The organism is Enterococcus sp. HMSC078F03 (genome assembly GCF_001811595.1).
Taxonomy (GTDB): domain Bacteria; phylum Bacillota; class Bacilli; order Lactobacillales; family Enterococcaceae; genus Enterococcus; species Enterococcus faecalis.
The window spans coordinates 83,956-106,070 of the sequence record NZ_KV805551.1; the positions used below are offsets into that span (position 1 = coordinate 83,956).

Below are 22,115 nucleotides of genomic sequence, written 5' to 3' on the forward strand. Positions count from 1 at the left end.
ACTATTTCTCATGATGTAAAAGAGGTCAAAGCTGGCAATGCGCCGTTAACCTTACAAGCGTGGGGCACCGAAGTAGCTGGACAAAAAGTTCAAAAAGGACGTTTGATGATTCCGACCTCAAGTACTTTAACACCAACCCTAAGCTTCCTTCCTGACGAAGTAACAGGTTCTTGGTTGCACCAAGGAACGGTTAAATCTAGTGAAGTTGGGAGCACGATAGAGCAAATTCCAGAGCAGAAAGATACCACCCCGCTTTCATGGAAAGCAACGAATACGAACTACAGTTATCAGGTAAAAGTTCAATTTTCAAATAAAGTGGAACTTTCAGGGCAATCGGTGATTGTCACAGAAGATGAGGCAGCGCAACTAACGACTGTCGATAAAGTAATAGAAATGCTTGGCGCAAAAGGTCGGCCGTTTTTCAAAACCTCATTAAAAGAGACGGATTTACCACAAATCCAAGCGCCGTTAGCAGAAAAAACTGTATCGCGGACACATGATATTCAATTAGAAGCAGGGACGTCAGGAGATAATTTGCAAAACAAAACGGTTCATTTAGTTGTTGTGAAAAATGAAAGTGTCCTTGCCAAAGATCGTTCGTTTGCCTTGTATGCGACAAGTGCGCATTTGAAATTAAAAGAAGCAAATGGCTTAACGAATTCAGACGAGTTGGCACAATGGACACAAGCAACGGTGATTTTCGCAGATGGTCGGGCCAATCAAACACCAAGTCTTGATGCCGCAACCTTCCAAGCCATTCAGCAAGCGAAACCAGAAGAATTAGCCAAAACAGTGCCAGCCAATTATCAATTTACAGAAGCTGGTGAAACGTTAAATAAAAAAATCAATGTGTCTATTTCTGGTGAATTAACGTTAGAAAAAGTACCTAAAACAATTGATTTTGGCAAACAAAAAATTTCTGCCAAGCCAGAAGTTTACTGGCCAACTCTTTCAGATGATTTAGTCGTTCAAGACACACGCGGGACAGAAAGTACGCCTTGGAAACTGAATGTTCAGGTAACGAATCCCTTAACGAACGGCACAGATCAATTGGAAGATTTGTCATTGGTTACAGACAAAGGAGAATTTTTACTCAATAAAGGAGATACGGTTGTTACAGAAAATGAAGGCTCCGGTTCAGGTAGTTATACAATTAACCAAGATTGGGGTGCGGCAAACCAACGGGGACTTAAACTATCTGTGCCAGTCGAGAAACAAAAAGTTGGCGAATTCAAAGGGACATTGTCATGGTCATTAGTCATGGCACCATAACAAGGAGGAGAGAAGTGAGATGAAAAAATACCTTTTGCTTAGTTGTTTTTTAGGTCTTTTCAGCTTCTGTCATTCAGACACTGCGTTTGGGGAAGCAGCTTATGAAAATAGTGGTGTTGTCTCCTTTTATGGAACGTATGAATATCCCACAGAAGAGTCGACAACAGCGACTAGTAATTCTTCCACAACGACCGAACCCACCAAGCCAGCTGACGGAGGCGCTTCATCTGTCCTTTCTTCTGGCGTATATGGGTCGCGACAAGGAAGATTACCAGCGACAGGTACCACCAATCAAGGACCATTTATTTATTTGGGAATCAGCCTTATCACTATAGGCATATTATTTATTAAAAGGAGAAGAGAAGATGAAAAAAACAGTATTAGCAGTAGTAGGGATTGTAGGATTTAGCGGTGTCCTAGCGACACAACAAGCATTTGCGGAAGATATTAACGTGAACTATACAAGTAATGGTGCCATTACATTTGAACCAGATACAGATCCAACGAAGCCAGTTAATCCAACCAATCCAGATGAAAAAGTTGAACCAGAAGATCCAACTGACCCAACTGGACCAAAACCAGGGACTGCAGGCCCCTTATCAATTGACTATGCTTCAAGCTTTCAATTTGGCGCCCAAAAAATCACTTCCGACACGAAAGATTATTACGCACAAATTCAAACATTTAAAGATGGAACAACAGGTCCAAACTATGTTCAGGTAACGGATAAACGTGGGACACAAGAAGGCTGGACGTTAAGCGCTGTACAAAATGCGCAATTCAAAACAGCCCAAAATGAAGAATTAGTGGGGGCCGCTTTATCGATTGCCAATGCAGGTGTGACATCGATTGTTGATGCCGCATACGCGCCAACACCAACAGCAGCACATACCTTTGTTCCTGGAACAGAAGTAGAATTAGTCAAAGCAGAAGATGGCAAAGGAATGGGGACTTGGGTCTATCGTTTTGGGAAAGATGCGACAGAAGGTGCTACTGCCGTGAAATTAAATGTCCCAGGTAAAGCGATTAAATTAGCAAAAGAATATCGTACGACCTTAACATGGACATTGAAATCTGTACCAACGAATGTTGGAGGCTAAGTAAATGAAAAAAACAGTCGTCTACTCCTTGTTATTCGGAACAATGTTGCTTGGCGCCACTGTTCCTGCTGAAGCGGCGACGGTCGTTTTTGATAGCGAACAGTCGATTGTTTTTACCCCAAGCACAGATGGGACGGATCCAGTAAATCCAGAAAATCCTGATCCAGAAAAACCAGTTCGACCAGTCGATCCAACGAATCCTGATGGACCTAATCCAGGTACCCCTGGGCCGCTTTCCATCGATTATGCCTCAAGTTTGGATTTTGGGAGTAATGAGATATCGAATAAGGATCAAACGTATTTTGCCAGAGCGCAAACCTATAAAAATCCAGATGGTTCAGCAAGTGAATTGGCAACTGCTAATTATGTGCAAGTAAGTGATTTACGGGGAACCAATGCTGGCTGGGTTTTAAAAGTGAAACAAAATGGTCAATTTCGTAATGCAGAAACATTACACAAAGAATTAACAGGCGCCACCGTCGCCTTTGCTGAGCCCAGTGTGCGCTCAAATGCGACGGACGTATTGCCGCCAACTGCTACCGCAAACATTCAATTGGATGCTGCAGGCGCAGAAACTGTTGTCATGCAAGCCCCAGAAAAGACCGGCGCCGGAACGTGGATCACGCTGTGGGGGCAAGCAGAAAAAGTGACCGAAAAAAATCAACAAGGACAGCAAGTAAATGCCACAATCACACGGGCAATCTCACTAACTGTTCCCGGGAAAACCCCTAAGGATGCAGTACAATATAAAACAACATTGACTTGGCTACTTTCAGATGTACCAGTAAATAATGGAGGGAAATAAATGAAAAAGACAAAAGTAATGACATTGATGGCAACCACAACTTTAGGCGCACTAGCACTTGTACCAATGAGTGCATTAGCAGTCGACGGTGGTGAATACCAAACAAACGGAGCGATTCAATTTGCACCAAATACGAACCCAACGAATCCAGTTGATCCGACGAATCCAGATCCGGATAAACCAATTACGCCAGTTGATCCAACTGATCCGACAGGGCCTAAGCCAGGGACAGCAGGTCCGTTATCCATTGACTATGCATCTAGTTTATCTTTTGGGGAACAAACGATTACCTCAAAAAATATGACCTACTATGCAGAAACACAAAAATACAAAGATAACGCTGGTGCCGACCAAGAAGGCCCAAACTTTGTTCAAGTCTCAGATAATCGTGGGACTGAGACAGGTTGGACGTTAAAAGTAAAACAAAATGGTCAATTCAAAACTGAAGCCAACCAAGAACTAACAGCGGCTAAAGTAACTTTAAGCAACGGACGCGTGGTTTCAGCTTCACAATCTGCAAAACCAACGACAGCGCCAGCTACGATTGAATTAAACCCAACTGGGGCTGAATCAGTGGTCATGGCTGCTGGCGATAAAGAAGGTGCGGGTACGTACTTAATGAGCTGGGGCGATAGTGTAGATGCCGCTAAAACAAGTATTTCATTAGAAGTACCTGGTTCAACCACAAAATATGCGAAAAAATACACGACAACTTTTACTTGGACTTTGACAGATACACCTGCTAACACAGGAAACTAAGAACGACAGCATACACGCAAGATCGGGATATAAGTCAAAAATTTTTTGGCTTATCTTTCGGTCTTTTGGTGCTTATAATACAACAAAGAATGACAGACATAGGAGAATGAATATGAACAGATGGAAAGTATATGCAACGGTAATCGCTTGTATGTTATTTGGCTGGATTGGCGTGGAGGCGCACGCTTCTGAATTTAATTTTGCGGTCACACCAACAATTCCCGAAAATCAAGTGGATAAATCAAAAACCTACTTTGACTTAAAAATGGCGCCTGGTGCCAAACAAACCGTAGAAATACAGTTACGTAATGATACAGATGAAGACATTACCATTGAAAATACAGTGAACTCAGCGACAACGAATTTAAATGGCGTAGTAGAATATGGCCAAAACGGGATCAAACCTGACAAAACTTTACGCTTTAACTTAAAAGATTATGTGGAAGCACCGAAAGAAATCATCTTGCCGAAACATTCCCAAAAGACCTTACCTTTAACCATCACGATGCCTAAAGATTCTTTTGATGGCGTGATGGCTGGCGGCATAACACTCAAAGAGAAAAAGAAAGAAACCACGACTTCTGCGGATCAATCAAAAGGGTTAGCTATTAATAATGAATACTCCTATGTTGTGGCCATTATTCTTCAGCAAAATGAGACAAAGGTTCAACCAGATTTAAAATTACTGGGGGTTAAACCAGGCCAAGTCAACGCGCGAAACGTCATCAATGTTTCTTTACAAAACCCACAAGCGGCCTATTTAAACCAATTACATTTAATCAACACTGTTTCAAAAGGAGGCGAAACGCTTTACCAATCCGATACTGAGGATATGCAAGTGGCGCCAAACTCTAACTTTAGTTACCCAATTTCTTTAAAAGGGGAACGATTAACGCCAGGGAAATATGTCTTGAAATCAACGGCCTATGGTGTAAAAGATGAAAAGGGCACCTATCAAGTTAAAGGTGCCAATGGTGAAGAACGGTACCTGTACAAATGGGAATTTACAAAAGAATTTACTATTTCTGGGGACGTTGCTAAAGAATTAAATGAAAAAGACGTAACCATTAAAGGAACCAATTGGTGGTTGTATCTACTGATTGCATTCATCATTCTAGCGCTGCTCTTATTGATTTTCTTCTTGTATCGTAAAAAGAAAAAAGAGGAAGAACAACAATCTGAGCAATAAAAAGAGCTATCTATTGACAAAAAGGGTTTTCCTTGTAAAAGTAAAGGTACTTTTACAAGGAATTGCTTCCCATAAAGTAGAGGTAGAGAGAGTGAGAAGCCATGAGAAAAAAGTATCTTTTTTTATTTAGTTCTTTGCTAATTTTTACGGCTGTCGAAATAGAACCAATTCAAACATTGGCGACACCTATTTATAATCCCTTAGAACCAACGGAAGAAATTCAACCAAAACCAGAATCAATCACCCCTCAGGAAAAGTCAGAACCGGAACAACCTGCGCCAACCCCTCCGGAAGATCAAAAAACAACGGTTCCTTCTGAAGAAAAAAAGCCTTCACCCAAGAAAAAAGACAAACCTGTGGAGAAACCGGCAATGTCAAAAGAAAAAAAGAAACAAACAAAAGAAACAACGGCTCATCCCCTACAAGTGAATAAAGATTTTGTCTTTCCTAACGGACTTGGTGCAGGCGGCGATGAAGAATCTGAAAGCTATTTAGCAGCGGTTGGGTACTTTCTTTCAGGAAATGGATTGTATGGGAAAAAAATGGATGTGAGAGAAGTCTATGATATTGATGATGTTTTTAAATAAAGTGGATAAAAGAAAAATCGCCTTATTTCAGTTACTGGAAAATGCACCGATGTTAACAGAGTCAAAAGAAACCGTAATGCAGGAGTTAGAATTATCTGAATTTATCGTGAACAAAACGGTCGCTGAATTAAATGCCGATTTTATTGAATTTGGTTTATCAGAGGATTTTCAAATTGTGAGCGATGGTATTTTCTTAACTCTTAATGAATCAGGAACGGAAACTTCCGCTACTTTGATTGATTGCTATATTAAAGAGTCGTTACGTTTTGCTATGTTTCAAGATTTCTTTTTTCAGCGTTTTGATTCTGTGAATGAGTTTGCTTTAGAACACTTTGTTAGTCACACATTGGCTTATAAGGAGTTCAAGGAATTAAAGAAAATGCTGGAAAATTACCAAATTACAATTAATAAAGAATTTCACTTAGTGGGAAATGAAACCAATTTACGCGAAGTAACAACACTGGTTTTTTTACAATTATACCAACGTGATTTTTCGTTGTACGGTAAAAAAGTTTTAGAGCAGATTCGGAACTTTGAGCTATTTTTTTCTGAGAAGGTTCATCTTAATCAGCGTGCGGGCTATGCACAAGCTAAATGTTTTCATTTTTTGGCGGTTTCTTTGGTACGAACGCAGCAACAATTTTATGTAGAGAAAAAAGTAGATTCGCAGGTGTTAAAACAATTAGCCGGTGACAATCAGCAGAATGTTTTCAATTGGTTAGAGAGTCTTCAAATCCCAGAACCACAACGAACAAACGAAGGCAATTATTTACTCTTATTTTTAATTGCTGAAGAGTGGCTTCAAGTAGCTTCAGCAGCACTTTGCCAAAGATTTGCAGAAATTCAACAATTGAATCGTGACTTGTTAAGTTATTTAAAATTACAATTTCAGCTTTCCGAGGAAGTCCTGCGAGGTTTTGAACAAAAAGTAACAATCGTTCATTTTAAATTGTTCCATTTTCCAATAGAAGCAAACTATAGTTATCGCAAAATGGATATAACCTACTTTGCAGAAACGTATACAGAGTATTTTTCTGCTAGTCGACAATTTATTCAAGAACAAAAAACGAATCCCGTTGTTTGGGATGCCAGACAGTTTTTATTTTATCGGTATCTGTTGTTAATGGTGGATGCGTTACCATTGAAAAAAGTTTTGGCTCCGATTACATTGTGTGTCGACTTTTCCTTTGGTGAAGCCTATAATCGTATGATACAAAAAAATATTGAAAAAATTACGGAATGGAATATCATTTTCAAAGCACATGTAGATGAAAGTGTACAATTAATTTTATCGGATATTCATTTTGTCGATTGGCCTGAGATTACCCAAATTATTTGGCTAGCACCACCACGTCCTGTTGATTGGTCGCATTTTATTAAAACGCTGAGTGCACTAAGACCGCACTCGGGAGAAGAAAACAAGGTCGGGACAGCACCGCTTAGCTCCGAGAAATAAGAAGAAATTTCCGGAAATTGTTCTTTAATTTTTGGAGACCAAGTAGGTATTGTTCATCATCGAATCACTACGTTCTTCGTGATTCTCAACAATTTCGGCTTATTTCCGAAGGAGCTGGTTCTGTTCCCGCCGTTTATCAGATTTTGAGCGTGAAGCAAAAATCCAAAGTGATTTTTGTACCACGCTTTTTCTTTTAGAATATAAAAATTAAAAATAATAAAAAAGTTGAAACTTTTTATGCTTGTGATTCGTCTATATAAGTGTACAGGAAAGGAGGTTCCAGAAATCGATGGTTTTCGATGGTTGGAAAAGAAAAAAACAAATTCGCGCGTTAGAAACGCTTGTAGATACCAAGTATGAAAAAATGTATCGCATTGCCTTTAACTATACACATTCGAAAGAAGATGCCTTGGATGTGATTCAAGAAAGCTTTGAAAAGGCACTGAAGGCCATCCAAAAAGGACCCGATATTAAGGATTTTGAAGCGTGGTTCTTTCGAATTCTGCTTTCTGTAGCGACAGATTATTGGCGTAAAAAGAAACGAGAAGCTGTTCATATTGAAAAAGATGAACATGTGTTAGCCCTTTTAAATAATCCCCAACGCAGTTTTTTAGAAATTGAAGAAATTATTAATCAATTAGATAGTCCTAATCGTGAAATTATTCTATTAAAATTTTTTGAAGGATTTACGCTAAAAGAAATCGCCTTGATCCTGGATATTAACGAAAATACGATTAAAACGAAGATGTACCGCAGTTTGAATGAACTCCGAAGTCTATTGAATTAGTAAAAGAAAGGAAGCGAAAAAATAATGGAAGATTTTGTAAAAAGCGTTGTTAAAAACTTTTCAAAAGAATACCGCCAACAACCGTTACCAACGGATCTACAAGCGGAAGTCAAAGCGCGTTTTCATAAAGAGAAAAAGCGGTACACCTGGCTTCGTTTTAGAAACCGCTCACTGCAAAGTAGTCTAGTAGTAGCTTGTGGCTTTGTCTTATCAGTCAATTTGTTTCCAGGTTTTAGTGAAGCAGCCCGCAACATCCCTGTGTTAGATAAAATTGTTCAATTAGTCACCATCAAAACGTTGACAGCGAAAAAACAGGAAAGTGAAGTAAACATCGATGTCCCTAAAATCCAAACATCCCAAGAATCTTCAGTAGCTGACACGCTCAACAAAAAATACTTGAAAGAAGCCCAAACAGAATTTCAACAAGTCAAAGGGCAATTGTTTGATGGTTCTCGTGTTTCAGTCACTGGAGATTATGAAAAAGTCGTGGACGACCGTCGCTTCCTAGTGGTCAAACGAACCTTCACAGAAATTAAAGGCAGCTCTGCGACGACAACGAAATATGACACCATCGACAAACGAGCCAATGTTGTCGTTTCACTCCCCTTAATTTTTAAAAATGATTTTTACATTGATGTCATTAGTAGTGAAATTAAACAACAAATAGCAGACCAAATGAAGAACGATAGCAATAAAATATACTGGTCCGAAAAAGAGGATGCCCCCAGTGATGTTCAACCCTTCAAAAAAATTAAAAAGGACCAACCTTTCTATATCAATGAAAAACACCAATTAGTGATTGTGTTTCCTCAAGGAGAAATTGCGCCTTACTATATGGGCACCCCTGAATTTGTGATCCCTAATCAAGTCATTGAGAATGAATTGGCAGCGCCTAATTATTTTAAATAAACTCAGCAAAAAACACGCGACATTTCTTAAAACTGTCGCGTGTTTTTTGCTGACCTAACCAAGTCAGTTGCGGTTTTACTGAGAGAAGCGTACACTAGAATTAAGCATAACAAGAAAGGGCGAATGGCAATGGAAAAATCAGAAAAAATTAGTATTTTACAAGATGTGGTTAAAATTAAATCTGTAAATGGAAACGAAGAAGAAGTGGCAATCTATTTACAAAATCTTTTGAAAAAATATGAGATCCCTTCTGAACTTGTTTCTTATGCACCAAATCGTAGTAGTTTGGTTGCTTACCTAGGTGAAAACCGAGAAAAAGTCTTAGGGTTTAGTGGCCACATGGACGTGGTTTCTGAAGGGGACGAAAGTCAATGGACTTTCCCGCCATTTGCGGCCCATATTGAAGGAAATAAATTGTATGGACGTGGCGCAACAGACATGAAAAGCGGCTTAGTCGCAATGGTTTTAGCAATGATTGAATTAAAAGAAAAGAAAGTCCCATTAAATGGAGCGGTTAAATTTTTAGGTACAGTTGGTGAAGAAGTAGGCGAACTAGGAGCCGAACAATTAACTGAAAAAGGCTATGCGGATGATTTAAGTGCCTTAGTCATTGGAGAACCAACCAATTATAACTTGATGTATGCGCACATGGGTTCAATTAACTATTCTGTTGTGTCACACGGAAAAGAAGCCCACAGTTCCATGCCAGAAGAAGGCATTAACGCGATTAATAATTTGAACGAATTTATTACAGAAGCAAACCAACAAATGGCGGAAGTCACAGCAAACTATGAAAATCCTGAATTGGGTCGAACGATTCACAATGTAACCGTCATTAAAGGTGGTACACAAGTGAACAGTATTCCAGGTCAAGCTGCCTTGCAAGGGAATATCCGTTCAATTCCAGAATTCAGCAACGACCAAGTTATTGCGTTATTACAAAAAATTGTTGATGAATTGAACAAAAAAGAAAAACATCAGTTAGAATTAACGATTGATTACAATAAAATTCCTGTAAAAGCTGAGAAAGATTCTGCGTTAATTCAAGCCATTCAAGCCCAATTTGACCAACCGTTGCCATTGATAACAGCAGCAGGAACCACAGATTTAGCTGAATTCACTAAATCAAAAAATAAATTTGATTGCGTTGTCTTTGGACCGGGCGTTCCAACTTTGCCACACCAAATCGACGAATATGTCGAAATTGATAATTATTTAGATATGATTGATAAGTATCAAGCGATAGCAAAAAGTTATTTAAATTAAAAAAATGTCACGTCTGAATCGTAAAGTTCAGGCGTGACATTTTTTATAAGGGTTATTCCACCACAGTCCATTCATTTAAGGTTTTGCCGTTCTCATCAACTAGCTCTAACCAGCTGTTTGTTCCAGCAAAATAGAGAAACAAGCCGACTTCATTAACGCTTTTTAAGACGATATCTTCCGTTGTGACAAAGTCTTTAAATTGGCCCTTGTGTTCATCACGAAGTTTTTCACCAAATCTGGCGGAGAAACCGACAGAGCCGTCTTTATTTAAAGGGGCTTCTGGCATCATTGTCGCGCCAGATTTAATAAGCATTTCATTGCGCTTTTGCCAAAAAACCGTTGCTTTGCTTTGTCGAGTATCAATATAAAAAGGAATTTGGCTAACTTCTTTTGTCCATTTGTGGCGTGCTTTGGCTGGTCTGGCTTTCTTCGGCGCCGGTTTTTTAAACAGAGAGTAGCCAAAACGTTCCAAGATAAAGGTGACTGTTTCTTTATAGTTAGTCACTGTCGCTACCGCACTTTTCGGAATTTTGACTGTCGTTGGGGTCGCTTCCAATGTTAAACCACTTTCTTTCGCATCATCTAGGAAAGCTTGCGCTAAATAGGCAAGTTCTGTGTCCCAAGTCGGTTTCAATAAAATCGAGTGATCAAAAGAAACTTCTTTATATGTAGCTTTTTCTTCAGCAAGTCCTAAAGCAACTAGTTGGTTATCTCTTAGCAAGAAAAGAATCGCTGCTTCTTTTTTCGGTAATTTAGTTGTTTGTTCAATGATTAAGTGGGCCTGATCGGCTAAATCAATGAGTGTCTTTGTTTTTTTTAGATCAACGGTTAAATGTAAGTCCATGAAGTCTGCTCCTTTATCGTTAGTTTCTTCATTGTATCATGAAACAGTGTCTTCGTCTTTTAACGAGTCAGCAACCTTACAATATTGTTTGAAACAAAAAGAAGCTTTCATGATATACTTACTCACATGCATAATTTTTAATGAGGAAAGTAGAGGAACAAGAATGAAAACACTTGGCAATATTTTATGGTTCATCTTTGGCGGCTTTTTTGGTGGCTTATCTTGGCTATTCGCAGGCGTGATTTGGTGTATTACAATTATCGGTATTCCGATTGGTTTACAATGCTTCAAATTAGCGGGGTTGAGCTTTTGGCCGTTTAAAAAGCGAGTCGTGTATAGTGATAGCGGCGTATCTTTGGTGGTAAACATTATTTGGCTGATTATCAGTGGACTACCATTAGCAATTGGGCATTGTATTAGTGGCTTGTTGCTTTGTCTGACAATCATCGGTATTCCGTTTGGGCAACAGTCCTTTAAATTGGCGAAATTAGCATTAATGCCGTTTGGGGCCCGTGTGGTTTCAACAAATGATTTTTATTTTGAATAGTCAGAGGTTTCTCATTGACAAATAAAACGAAACAGCGTATTCTGTAAATGTAACAAATAACGTTACATTTAGTTTGGAGTGATTAGACATGGCCATGTCAACGAAATTAAGTGTTGCGATTCATATTTTAAGTTTGATTGAAACAGGTCCTCAAGAACAAGTGACTTCTGAATACATTGCTTCGAGCGTGAATACTAATCCAGTCGTTGTTCGACGACTAATGAGTCAGTTAAAAAAAGCCGGCTTGATTCATTCCATGCGTGGAGCCAATAAAAATACCTTATTAAAGAAACCAGAAGAGATCTCACTGTATGAAATTTATACAGCGGTTGAATTGGAACGAGAGATTTTCAATATTCATCAAAATCCTAATCCAAACTGTTCCGTTGGGGCAAATATCCAATCGGTACTAGAAACTGAATTTACTAAAGTGCAACAAAAAATGGAAGAAGAATTGAAAAGCATCACCTTAGCAGATGTGATTCATGAAATAGAAGTTAAGAGAGATAAGTAATCTCTCTACTTTTAAAGTGTCAAATGTAACTATTTTAGTTCTATTTAAAAATGAAAGGATGATTTACATGAAAGTAGCAGTATTAGGAGCAACAGGAAAAGAAGGACAATTACTTTTAGCAGAAGCTAAACGTCGCGGGATGGACGTGACAGCCATCGTTCGTAATGCCTCAAAAATAACAGATGGCACACCGACCATTGAAAAAGATGTTTATCAATTAACAACAGAAGATATTCAAGCGTTTGATGTATTAATTAGTGCCTTAGGATTCCCTAATGTGCAAGATTTCCCCAAATCTACCCAGCATTTGATTGAGATTTTAACCAATCAAAAAACGCGCTTGTTTGTCGTTGGGGGCGCTGGAACCTTATATGTGGACCCAGAACACACAACTCAATTAAAAGATACCCCATCATTCCCAGCAGAGATTCAGCCATTAGCTTCGGCGATGGGCGAAGCTTTAAATTTATTGAAAGAAGCTCAAAACATCCACTGGACCTATATTAGTCCTGCAGCCATGTTTGATGCTGAAGGTCCTGCGACAGGTCATTATGAAGTCGCTGGCGAAGAATTAACAACCAATAGCCAAGGTGACAGCTACATTAGTTACGCAGATTACGCCGTTGCCATGTTAGATGAAGTGGAAAGTAATGCACACCCAAATCAACGAATCAGTGTGTATCAATAAAAGAAACAAGAAAATGGGGCATCCGTTGTTTTAACGGAGGCCCCATTTTTCTTGTTTGATTAATTATTGCTAATGTATTTACTGTTTGGGTGCTCGGTATCCTGCTGCTTCTGCTTCTTCAACAGTAGAGAACCAAGCTACTGGATTCGTAGTTTTATTATAATATCTACTTCCAGGCACATGATAAATTCCATTACGTGACCCTTTAATTAAGGCGTTGCCGCTTGGCGCTTCTGCAGCAGCCGTCTCGACTTCCGCCGGCGCCTGTGCGGCTTGTTGCGTCTCTGCTTCAGCTTGCGCTTTTGCTGCCGCTTCGGCTTGTTCTTTTTGCGCTTTTTCAGCGGCTAGTTTCTGAGCTTCTGCTTCTTTTCGTTGTTTTTCTTTGTGGGTATCTAACTGAGTTTTAACAACGGCTACTCGTTTGGTTAAAGCTTGATTTGGGGAGTTTAAAGCGTCAATTTGTTTGATCGCTTCATTATAGTAAGCTTCATTAGTTGGTTCTTGTTCAGCTTTTTCAACAGCGGCTGTCGCACTGGCGACTAATTGTTCATTTTTTTCTTTTTCAGCGATAGCAGTTTGAACAGTCGCTAAACGTTGTTGAAAGCCTTCTTTGCCAACTGGGGCAGCAGCTACTAATTTTTCAGCTGCTTGATAATCGCTTTTACTTTTAGATTTTTCAGCAGTTGTAACTGCTTCATCAACAGGTACTGCTTCTTTGATTTTTTCAAGGCGATCATTGTATTCCTCGTATTCTTGACTTAATGAAGATACTAAGGTTGCGGCTTCATCATAGTTTTTCTGAGAAGGTTGTTTTTCAGCGTAAGCTAAGGCTTTTTCTGTTTTGGCCAATTCTTGCTCAGAATCTGTGATGCTCGCAATAAATTCTTTTGACGGTGTGACTTCGACTGATTTTTCAACTTTGGTATCTTTCTTCTCAGCCACAAAGGTGATTTTTTGCGTTTTTTCATCGGACAGTTTTACTTTGTAAGCAAACGTTTTGTCTTTCGTTTTTACTTCCTTGCCATTGGCCGTTAATTTGCTGTTGCCGTCGTATTCGCCTTTGATGGTGGCTGAGCCATTGGCATCGGTTTCAACACTCTCTGCATCAAGTGAAAGCGTTGGGGAAGAATCTGTCGTGGCAACCCCACCAATAAATAGAGCGGCACTTGCTAATGCGGCATAGCCATATTGTTTTTTCGGTTGTTTCTTAATTAATGCTTTGATAGTCAGTCCCCCGCTGACAAGTAACCCTAATAGACCCAAAAGTACTAATACTACACTCATTCATTTCTCTCCTTTCGATATAACGTTATTATACAATGTATTGTGAGAAAATGAACATTTTTTTCGTAATAATTAATAAATTTCCTGATAAAAAAATTATTTCTTGAAGCTCAAATTCTTTTGTAAAAATTTTGTTGTGCTAAAATGGAAAGTGAGTTTAACTACGTATGTTATTAGAGAAGGGGAAATCAATGAAAGCAGAAATCATTGCAGTCGGAACAGAGTTATTACTGGGACAAGTAGTGAATACCAACGCCACCTTTTTATCAGAAGAGTTAGCTGCGCTAGGCATCGATGTTTACTATCAGACCGTTGTTGGCGATAACGGCGGCCGCTTAGAAACGTTACTAACAGAAGCAGAACAAAGAAGTGATTTAATTGTCCTTTGTGGAGGACTAGGACCTACAGAAGACGATTTAACCAAGCAAGTTGTTGCACAACATCTCCATAAATCATTAGTAGAAGATCAAGAAGGATTGAACCGCTTGCACCAGTTTTTCCAACAGTCTAAGCGACCAATGACGGAAAATAATCTACGACAAGTGTTAGCCATTGAAGGTGGACAAGTTCTTCAAAACCCGACAGGATTAGCGGTTGGTTCTTTCGTAACAGAAGGCGCAACAAGCTATTTGCTCTTACCAGGGCCGCCCAATGAATTAATTCCGATGTTCCAACAAGCGGCACGACCTTTATTGATTGATGCGTTTCCACAAGAAGAACAATTGATTTCAAGAGTCTTGCGTTTTTATGGCATTGGTGAATCACAGCTGGTGACCGAGATTCAATCGTTGATTGCGCACCAAACGAATCCAACCATTGCGCCTTATGCTAAGCCTAATGAAGTGACACTTCGTTTAACAGTTAAAACAAAAGACTTAGTAGCTGGCGAAGAATTATTAACAGCGACGGAAGAAAAGATTTTAGCTAAAGTGGGGGACTATTTTTATGGGTATGGGGATGACAATAGTTTAGCCAAGGTAACAGTGGATTTGTTATTACAAAACGGACAAACCGTCACGGCTGCTGAGAGCCTCACCGCTGGCCTATTCCAAAGTACACTGGGGGAAATTGCGGGTGCTTCGAAGATTTTTAAGGGAGGCTTCGTGACGTATTCGCAAGAAACAAAAGAGAACTTTTTAGGAATTTCTCATGAACTTTTAGAAGAGCATGGCACGGTAAGTGAAGCGTGTGCCAAAGAAATGGCAGAGAAAGCGCGTCAGTTAGCTAAATCTAACTATGGTTTATCATTTACTGGGGTCGCTGGTGACCCACTCGAAGGTCAACCGACAGGCACTGTTTGGATTGGGCTGGCGGAAGAAGGCCAACCAACCGTTGCAGAATGTTTCCATTTTAACCGTGACCGAAATTATATTAGACAGAGCGCGGTTATGCGAGGGTTAGATCTTTTGCGACGCCGAATCATTAATAAAAAATAAATATGCGAATGTTTGTTCGGTTTTTTCTTGCTTTTTTGGTACAAAAGAGATATGATAGACCTACTAACAGGAAATGAAAAATAAGTTTATATAAATTAAAGGAGGATTATCCATTGGCAGATGATCGTAAAGTGGCTTTAGATGCCGCACTGAAAAAAATTGAAAAGAACTTTGGGAAAGGTTCTATTATGAAATTAGGCGAAAAAGCTGATCAAAAAATTTCAACTATCCCTAGTGGTTCTTTAGCGTTAGATGTTGCATTGGGCGTAGGTGGGTATCCACGTGGCCGAATTATTGAAGTATATGGTCCTGAGAGTTCAGGTAAAACAACTGTTTCTTTACACGCAATTGCAGAAGTGCAACGAAATGGTGGAACAGCCGCTTTTATCGATGCTGAGCATGCATTGGATCCTCAATATGCGGAGAAACTAGGCGTTAACATTGATGAATTACTTTTATCTCAACCAGATACGGGTGAGCAAGGCTTAGAGATTGCCGATGCCTTAGTTTCAAGTGGTGCGATTGACATCGTTGTCATCGACTCGGTTGCTGCGTTAGTTCCTCGTGCAGAGATTGATGGTGAGATGGGAGCGAGCCATGTCGGCTTACAAGCTCGACTAATGTCTCAAGCACTACGTAAATTATCAGGCTCAATTAATAAGACAAAAACAATTGCTATTTTCATTAACCAAATTCGTGAAAAAGTTGGCGTGATGTTCGGAAATCCTGAAACAACTCCTGGTGGACGTGCATTGAAATTCTACGCAACGGTTCGTCTAGAAGTCCGTCGTGCAGAACAGTTAAAACAAGGAACAGACATCGTCGGTAACCGCACAAAAATTAAAGTCGTTAAAAACAAAGTGGCGCCACCATTTAAAGTGGCAGAAGTTGATATCATGTATGGCCAAGGGATTTCCCAAGAAGGCGAATTACTAGATATGGCTGTGGAAAAAGACCTTATCAGTAAAAGTGGTGCTTGGTATGGCTACAAAGAAGAACGAATTGGCCAAGGCCGTGAAAATGCCAAACAATACATGGCGGATCATCCTGAAATGATGGCAGAAGTGTCTAAATTGGTCCGTGATGCATATGGCATCGGTGACGGTTCAACCATTACAGAAGAAGCAGAAGGTCAAGAAGAACTACCTTTAGATGAATAAATAACGAGTGAATACGACTCGTTAAGAAGAAAGACAACACTTACTGAACAGGACAGGTGTTGTCTTTTTTTGTTTCCTAAGGATAGGAAAAATATTTATTTGTAAGCGAATACAAGTTTTTTCTATAATTAAGACACAAAAAAGAAAGTGGTGGAGAAAATGAAAAATATTTTACTAATTTGTGGTTCGGGTGCATCAAGTGGATTCATGGCTGCAGCGATTAGAAAAGCTGCTAAAAAAAGACAGATTGAAGTGACAGTTAAAGCGACAAGTGAATCTCAACTGGATGAACGTATAAATGAAATTGATTGTTTGTTAATTGGACCACATTTAGCTTATATGTTAAATGATATTCAAGAGCAAATGGCTGAGAAAAAAGTGAAGGCTATGATTATTCCACAAGCTATTTATGGAACCTTAGATGGAGAAAAAGCCTTAGACCTAATAATGACAATGGAGGAATGAGTGAATGAAAAAAATTATGGATTTTATGACGAACTCTTTCGCGCCGAAAGTGAATAAAGTAGTTAAAAATCCTTGGATTTCTGCTATACAGGATGCAATTATGGCGGCTCTTCCATTGGTTTTTGTAGGTTCGTTAGTTACAGTGGTCTCTTTGTTAAAAAATCTCTTTCCAAGCATGCCAGATTTTTCAATGATTAGTAATTTTTCTTTTGGAATGTTTGGGTTAATCGTTTCGTTTATGATTCCTTATTATTTGATGGAGAAGAAAGGTCATAGCGGACAAAAATTAATAGCAGGTGCTACTAGCATTGTTTTGTTTATGATGTTGCTCTTTCCAACGTTATCTGAGAAAGGTGAAATTACCTTTATTCTTTCAAGGTTTGGTGCAACAGGGATGTTTTTAGCGATGATTACAGGCCTTTTTGTTAGTCTTGTGATGCATTTGGCTGCCAAAAAATCTTTTTTTGATGAAGATACACCAATTCCCGATTTTGTGGTTGGTTGGTTTAATAGTCTGCTGCCAATTACCTTTATCTTGTTTGTCGGTTGGTTGATCACTATTCAATTTAGGATTGATTTTTTTGATATCGTTATTCTAATTTTCAGTCCATTAGCAAATATTGTGCAATCATATCCGGGGTTTGTTTTATCTGTGTTTATTCCAGTCTTTCTTTATACATTTGGAATCTCTGGTTGGGTGATGATGCCTGTAATCTATCCTGTTTATATGGCTGGTTTAGCTGCAAATGCGGAAGCTGTAGCGAATGGTGGTCATGCAGTGAATATTGCGACACAAGAAACGTGTTACGCTTTTTCATCGATGGGCGGGATTGGTGCAACATTGTCCTTGTCTGTCATGATGGTTTTACTTAGCAAATCTGCACAACTAAAAGCAATTGGCAAAGCCGTGTTGATTCCTTCAATTTTTAATATCAACGAGCCACTAGTTTTCGGTGCGCCAATTGCCTTTAATCCATACTTGATGATTCCTATGTGGATTAATGCACTCGTTGTTCCATCAATTGCCTACGCTACGATGTATTGGGGATTCGTCAATATTCCTACGCAAAGCTTTTTATTATGGTATATGCCATATCCATTTACCTCTTATTTAGCGACACAAGATATTCGAGCGGTTGTTGTTTGCGTGCTTATTTTTGTCATTACATGGCTGGTATTCTTGCCATTTTTCAAAGCATATGATCAATCACTGCTTAAGCAAGAAAAAGAAGTGCAAAAAGAAGTAATTATTTAAGGTTAAAGGAGAGGTTATTATGGAAGAAAATGAGCAGTTAAATCAGTTATCAATGAATATTTTAATTCATGCAGGAAATGCGAGAGACCATCTAGTTCAAGCGTTAGAAAAATTAGAAGAGACTTCGTATGAGCAGGCACAAAAGGAGTTAATAGAGGCACGGAAAGAAGTCGTTTTAGCACATGGCATACAGACAGATACGTTACAATTAGAAGCTTCAGGAGAACAAATTCGTTACTCGACGCTGTTTTGTCATGCACAAGATACCTTAATGACGGCTCAAAGTGAAATTTTAATTGGTGAGCATTTAGTGAAGCTTTTTAAAAAGTTTAGTCAACAATTATGTCAGGAGGAAAAATAATGTTTAAAGATTATCAGATGCCAAAGGATTTTTTATGGGGTGGCGCAATTGCCGCAAATCAAGCAGAAGGAGCGTTTCAAGTAGATGGTAAAGGCATCAGTTTAGCGGATGTACACAAATACTATCCAGATAAAACAAATGCAGAAATCAGCCAAGAACAAATAAAAGGCATGTCTGTAGCAGACATTCAAGCGAATCTAGCAGATACTGATGGCTACTATCCTAAACGTCATGGGATTGATTTTTATCATACTTATCCAGAAGATTTAGCATTGCTTAAAGAATTAGGTTTCAAAACATTCCGAACTTCTATTGATTGGACGCGGATTTTTCCAACAGGGGAAGAAGAAACACCAAACGAAGCGGGCTTGGCTTATTATGATCGATTAATCGACAAAATCATTGAATTAGGGATGGAACCAATCATCACTATTCTACATTATGAAACTCCGATTGAAATTTCATTGAAATATGGTGGTTGGAACAATCGAAAAGTTATTGATTTATTTGTAAAATATGGCAAAGTCCTTTTGGAACGTTACAAAGAAAAAGTAAAATATTGGATTGTCATTAATCAAATTAATCTGATTCAATTTGAACCGTTTAACTCAACAGCAATTCCTTATGATACAGTGGATAATTATGAAGAAGCAAGTTTTCAAGCGATTCACCATCAGTTTATCGCAAGTGCACAATTAGTTGCGTACGCTAAAAAAATTAATCCTCAAATGCAAATGGGAACAATGGTTGCCGACTGTACTGTCTACCCTTTTTCGTGTAAGCCAGATGACGTCATTTTAGCCATGAAGCGAAATCGAATGGAATACTTTTATACAGATGTTCAATTTCGTGGTGAGTACCCGCAATATGCGTTGAACTATTTTGAAGAACACGGAATTGAGATAGATATTACACTTGAAGATCAACAAATGCTAAAAGAAAATACAATGGATTATTTAGCAATTTCTTATTATTATTCACAGATGGTTGATTCAGAAAAAAATTCAATGAATCCAGCATCTGTCACGCCAAATCCAACACTGAAAGTCAATCCTTGGGGCTGGGCAGTAGACCCTCAGGGATTATACAACTCACTTTCTCAATATTGGGATCGTTATGGGAAACCGATAATTATAGCGGAAAATGGGTTTGGTATGTATGATAAAGTGACAGATGGTCAAATCCATGATGATTATCGAATTTCTTATTTATCTGAACACATCCAACAAATGAAAAAAGCCATGTATGATGGCGTAGATGTGATTGCTTATTGTGCTTGGGGACCGATTGATATCATTAGTTGTTCTTCAGCGCAAATGGAAAAACGATATGGGTTTGTTTATGTTGATTTAGATAATGAAGGGAAGGGAACAGGAAAACGTATGAAAAAAGATAGCTTTACTTGGTATCAAAAAGTGATTGCAACCAATGGTGAAGAAATCTAGATTAATTGAAGACGTTGATTATTGTTTTAATAAAAAGCAATCGTCTTCTTCTTTTCTTTTAAAGGGATGTGGGAAGGTTGGAAAGTAAGCAAAGAGAGATAATACTTTTTTTAGAAAGTCAGCAACATCATTGGGTGACAGCCAAAGAGTTAGCAGAATTTTGTGGTTGTACAACAAGAACGATTCGCAACCGTGTCGCAAAAATCAATGAAGCCTACCCAGAAGCTATTTTGTCTAGTCAACGGGGCTATCGTAGAAATGATCAAATTTCGATTTTACAGGAAACGCCCAGTAAGGAACGAAAAGCTAGAATTTTTCTTGAACTATTAAAACATTCCTCTGAAGGAGTGAACCTGTACGATTTAGCTGATTGTTTATACATTTCTGAATCAACCGCCAAAAATGACCTTCAACAATTAAAAGAAGAGTTAGCAAATCAACAAACAACGATTTGTTTTAAAGGAGCGAATATTTGGTTAACAGGAACAGAACGCGCTAAACGGCAATACATGGTTTCATTATTATATGCAGAAAGTGATTTTCAAGAAAAATTGACCCGTAGTGTACGGGAAATGATTGGCTATATTTCGTTAGAAGAGTTAGAGGAAATGATTCAACAAACTTTTTTTAATTATGAAAGAAGGTTAAACCAGTATGTCTTGAACAATATTGTTTTACATTATGCGATTAGCATTGAGCGTATCCGACAAGGCCACACCTTGTTAACGAAACCAAAATTAGCAGAAAATCACTCAGAAGAATATCAAATGGCCAAAGAAATTGCCCTACGTTTAGAAGAAACTTACGACATTCTATTCTCGAAAGAAGAGTTAGCGCAACTTTCGTTATTATTTGTAGGAATTCAAAAAGAACACACAGTGAATAGTGAAAAAACACAATTACAACAGATTGTGAATCCGAAAATTATTGAAGTGTTAGAAGAAGTTTTACAAAAGGTTGAGCAAATCTATTTTATTCAATTGAAAAACAAAGAGTTTTTCAATAAATTAGCAATTCATTTACAGGGACTATATGATCGTTCAAATGTTGAAGCTTTTACAAGGAATAGTCGTTTATGGGACTTAAAGACAGGCTATCCTTTGATTTATGACATTTCTGTTTACATTTCCTCCTTTATTCAAGAACGTTTAAATATTTGGTTTACAGAAGATGAGATTTCTTTTATCGCTTTACATCTTGGCTCATTTTTGGAAAGTCAGCGAACAGAACAGCAACCATTTCTCCTTTTACTAGTGGTGGAAGATTATCATAATATGCGTGAAGTGCTTCAGAAAAAACTTCAAGAACATTTTGGGAACCAAATAAATATAAAAGTCGTTCGTCAGACCAATATTGATCAGAAAAAATTTGATTTGCTAGTCACTACTAATCGTAGGTTAGCCACAAAATATGAAGGAGCAATCTTTATTCATCCCTTTATTACAACAAAAGAACTGCGGAAAATTGAAAATCGAATGTATCTTTTAAAAGGACAAAAGCGAAAGCGGCAGATGGAGATAAGAACAGATCAGTTCATTGCTAAGGAGTTATATTTTAGCCAGATTGATCCAGCAGATTTAACCCCTGAAATGTTACTTGATCAAATGATTCAACGAATGAGAATACAAAAATATTGTTCGAGTGATTTTAAAAAAAGTGTGAAAAAACGAGAACAGCTTTCTCCAACAAGTTTTCCATCAGGTATCGCTGTCCCCCATGCTATTGATCGGACAGCAGAGAAAAGTGGTATTTCAATCATGACCTTACAAGAGCCGATTCGGTGGGCCAATTATGAGGTGAAGTTGGTGGCTTTAGTAGCAATTCGTCAAGAAGACGCACCAATCTTTGATGACTTTTTTGAAAAATTTATTGAAATCATGTCCGAACCCATCCACATCAAGCAGCTTAGTCAAACGGCAGACTATGCGGCGTTTGTTCTAAAATTTAAACAATTCGTGACGGCGGAAACCTAAAAATGTGACGTTG

The 22,115-nt window shown here is 38.5% G+C and carries 22 protein-coding genes and 1 pseudogene; 21 read left to right on the plus strand and 2 right to left on the minus strand.

The genetic code is table 11. The annotated features are described in order from the left end of the window. The 11 genes and pseudogenes from HMPREF2810_RS16000 to HMPREF2810_RS04435 all read left to right on the plus strand — a co-directional run. Window positions 1-1,272 (plus strand): annotated as a pseudogene (locus tag HMPREF2810_RS16000) (WxL domain-containing protein); the annotation flags it as partial. Between the two features lie 19 nt (window positions 1,273-1,291). Then, entirely contained in the window at window positions 1,292-1,681 is a 390-nt protein-coding gene (locus HMPREF2810_RS04385; RefSeq protein WP_002365408.1) for an LPXTG cell wall anchor domain-containing protein, read from the plus strand. Continuing rightward, on the plus strand, window positions 1,638-2,372 hold the full coding sequence (locus HMPREF2810_RS04390) for a WxL domain-containing protein (protein WP_002354838.1): 735 nt from the start codon (window positions 1,638-1,640) through the stop codon (window positions 2,370-2,372). The genes HMPREF2810_RS04385 and HMPREF2810_RS04390 overlap by 44 nt, the downstream gene beginning before the upstream one ends. Window positions 2,373-2,376: 4 nt before the next feature. Beyond that, window positions 2,377-3,177, plus strand: coding sequence for a WxL domain-containing protein (locus tag HMPREF2810_RS04395; RefSeq protein ID WP_002383194.1), 801 nt, complete (start codon window positions 2,377-2,379; stop codon window positions 3,175-3,177). Then, window positions 3,178-3,936, plus strand: coding sequence for a WxL domain-containing protein (locus HMPREF2810_RS04400; protein WP_002383195.1), 759 nt, complete (start codon window positions 3,178-3,180; stop codon window positions 3,934-3,936). It begins immediately after the preceding gene. Between the two features lie 106 nt (window positions 3,937-4,042). Continuing rightward, complete coding sequence (locus tag HMPREF2810_RS04405) at window positions 4,043-5,125, plus strand: WxLIP family cell surface protein (RefSeq protein WP_002372747.1); 1,083 nt, start codon at window positions 4,043-4,045, stop codon at window positions 5,123-5,125. 101 nt (window positions 5,126-5,226) lie between these two features. Then, window positions 5,227-5,712 carry a hypothetical protein gene (locus HMPREF2810_RS04410; protein ID WP_002354843.1) on the plus strand — a complete coding sequence of 162 codons (486 nt, stop codon included), beginning with the start codon at window positions 5,227-5,229 and terminating at the stop codon, window positions 5,710-5,712. Then, window positions 5,687-7,168: a helix-turn-helix domain-containing protein gene (locus HMPREF2810_RS04415; protein WP_002416005.1), complete on the plus strand. Its 1,482-nt coding sequence runs from the start codon at window positions 5,687-5,689 to the stop codon at window positions 7,166-7,168. The genes HMPREF2810_RS04410 and HMPREF2810_RS04415 overlap by 26 nt, the downstream gene beginning before the upstream one ends. 289 nt (window positions 7,169-7,457) lie before the next feature. Then, window positions 7,458-7,955, plus strand: coding sequence for an RNA polymerase sigma factor (locus tag HMPREF2810_RS04425; RefSeq protein WP_002354845.1), 498 nt, complete (start codon window positions 7,458-7,460; stop codon window positions 7,953-7,955). A gap of 24 nt (window positions 7,956-7,979) precedes the next feature. Then, window positions 7,980-8,864, plus strand: a complete 885-nt coding sequence (locus HMPREF2810_RS04430) for an anti-sigma-V factor RsiV (protein WP_002383197.1) — start codon at window positions 7,980-7,982, stop codon at window positions 8,862-8,864. A 129-nt stretch (window positions 8,865-8,993) separates the two neighbouring features. After that, window positions 8,994-10,130 carry an ArgE/DapE family deacylase gene (locus HMPREF2810_RS04435; RefSeq protein ID WP_010715480.1) on the plus strand — a complete coding sequence of 379 codons (1,137 nt, stop codon included), beginning with the start codon at window positions 8,994-8,996 and terminating at the stop codon, window positions 10,128-10,130. A 52-nt stretch (window positions 10,131-10,182) separates the two neighbouring features. Here the strand turns inward: HMPREF2810_RS04435 and HMPREF2810_RS04440 are convergent, their stop codons facing one another. After that, window positions 10,183-10,974 (minus strand): hypothetical protein, encoded by a 792-nt coding sequence (locus HMPREF2810_RS04440; protein ID WP_002383199.1) that lies wholly within the window; start codon window positions 10,972-10,974, stop codon window positions 10,183-10,185. Window positions 10,975-11,137: 163 nt separating this feature from the next. Here HMPREF2810_RS04440 and HMPREF2810_RS04445 point away from each other — a divergent pair, with 163 nt between their 5' ends. The 3 genes from HMPREF2810_RS04445 to HMPREF2810_RS04455 all read left to right on the plus strand — a co-directional run bounded on the left by HMPREF2810_RS04445 (window position 11,138) and on the right by HMPREF2810_RS04455 (window position 12,723). Further along, on the plus strand, window positions 11,138-11,521 hold the full coding sequence (locus HMPREF2810_RS04445; protein WP_002358999.1) for a YccF domain-containing protein: 384 nt from the start codon (window positions 11,138-11,140) through the stop codon (window positions 11,519-11,521). Between the two features lie 88 nt (window positions 11,522-11,609). Next, window positions 11,610-12,035, plus strand: coding sequence for an Rrf2 family transcriptional regulator (locus HMPREF2810_RS04450; protein WP_002383201.1), 426 nt, complete (start codon window positions 11,610-11,612; stop codon window positions 12,033-12,035). A gap of 58 nt (window positions 12,036-12,093) precedes the next feature. After that, window positions 12,094-12,723, plus strand: coding sequence for an NAD(P)-dependent oxidoreductase (locus HMPREF2810_RS04455; RefSeq protein WP_016614229.1), 630 nt, complete (start codon window positions 12,094-12,096; stop codon window positions 12,721-12,723). Window positions 12,724-12,801: 78 nt separating this feature from the next. Here HMPREF2810_RS04455 and HMPREF2810_RS04460 read toward each other — a convergent pair whose 3' ends face one another. Then, window positions 12,802-14,007, minus strand: coding sequence for a sunset domain-containing protein (locus HMPREF2810_RS04460; RefSeq protein WP_002383203.1), 1,206 nt, complete (start codon window positions 14,005-14,007; stop codon window positions 12,802-12,804). A 191-nt stretch (window positions 14,008-14,198) separates the two neighbouring features. Here HMPREF2810_RS04460 and HMPREF2810_RS04465 point away from each other — a divergent pair, with 191 nt between their 5' ends. The 7 genes from HMPREF2810_RS04465 (at window position 14,199) to HMPREF2810_RS04495 (ending at window position 22,102) form a co-directional block, all read left to right on the plus strand. Beyond that, window positions 14,199-15,443 carry a competence/damage-inducible protein A gene (locus HMPREF2810_RS04465; protein WP_010715478.1) on the plus strand — a complete coding sequence of 415 codons (1,245 nt, stop codon included), beginning with the start codon at window positions 14,199-14,201 and terminating at the stop codon, window positions 15,441-15,443. A gap of 113 nt (window positions 15,444-15,556) precedes the next feature. Next, entirely contained in the window at window positions 15,557-16,603 is a 1,047-nt protein-coding gene (recA, locus tag HMPREF2810_RS04470) for a recombinase RecA (protein ID WP_002354860.1), read from the plus strand. Window positions 16,604-16,762: 159 nt separating this feature from the next. Further along, window positions 16,763-17,068: a PTS sugar transporter subunit IIB gene (locus tag HMPREF2810_RS04475; RefSeq protein ID WP_010715477.1), complete on the plus strand. Its 306-nt coding sequence runs from the start codon at window positions 16,763-16,765 to the stop codon at window positions 17,066-17,068. Between the two features lie 4 nt (window positions 17,069-17,072). Beyond that, the gene (locus tag HMPREF2810_RS04480) at window positions 17,073-18,323 is read left to right on the plus strand and encodes a PTS sugar transporter subunit IIC (RefSeq protein WP_002383206.1); all 1,251 of its coding nucleotides are present in this window, start codon (window positions 17,073-17,075) and stop codon (window positions 18,321-18,323) included. Between the two features lie 19 nt (window positions 18,324-18,342). Then, window positions 18,343-18,684, plus strand: a complete 342-nt coding sequence (locus HMPREF2810_RS04485; RefSeq protein ID WP_002359005.1) for a PTS sugar transporter subunit IIA — start codon at window positions 18,343-18,345, stop codon at window positions 18,682-18,684. Further along, window positions 18,666-20,129, plus strand: a complete 1,464-nt coding sequence (locus tag HMPREF2810_RS04490; protein WP_002383207.1) for a glycoside hydrolase family 1 protein — start codon at window positions 18,666-18,668, stop codon at window positions 20,127-20,129. Before HMPREF2810_RS04485 ends, HMPREF2810_RS04490 begins: the two co-directional genes overlap by 19 nt. A gap of 68 nt (window positions 20,130-20,197) precedes the next feature. Further along, the gene (locus HMPREF2810_RS04495; RefSeq protein WP_002383208.1) at window positions 20,198-22,102 is read left to right on the plus strand and encodes a BglG family transcription antiterminator; all 1,905 of its coding nucleotides are present in this window, start codon (window positions 20,198-20,200) and stop codon (window positions 22,100-22,102) included. The last annotated feature ends 13 nt before the right edge of the window (window positions 22,103-22,115 follow it).